Here is a 261-nt window from a genome sequence, read left to right as displayed (position 1 = left end):
ACTTAATTGAGTCATATCAACCTCGTTTACGCATCAGCACACTGCGCTGTAAGCGCTCATAATCATCACGACAATCTGCATCACAAAAGCGTTCAGCCGTCGGTGACTCGCAATAAAAACAACGCCCCGTTAATGGTGGTAATATCGCTTTTGCCTTGGCCAACTCACTGGTTAAATGCAGTTCAGCTAATTGATTAGCTTCATCAACGTTATCTGCCATGCTAACCAGCCGACTTAAGTGATTTATTGGTTAAATAAGGG

Annotated in this window: 1 protein-coding gene; it reads right to left on the bottom strand. The window is 43.3% G+C overall.

What is annotated here, in order from left to right; genetic code table 11:
* Window positions 1–16 precede the first annotated feature (16 nt).
* Complete coding sequence (locus AAEY79_RS15415; protein WP_342859161.1) at window positions 17–220, bottom strand: hypothetical protein; 204 nt, start codon at window positions 218–220, stop codon at window positions 17–19.
* Between the last annotated feature and the right edge of the window lie 41 nt (window positions 221–261).

This window comes from Psychrobacter sp. GW64-MNA-CIBAN-0177, assembly GCF_040309585.1.
In the GTDB taxonomy this organism is placed as follows: Bacteria; Pseudomonadota; Gammaproteobacteria; order Pseudomonadales; family Moraxellaceae; genus Psychrobacter; species Psychrobacter okhotskensis.
This window is presented reverse-complemented; position numbering and strand designations above follow the sequence as displayed.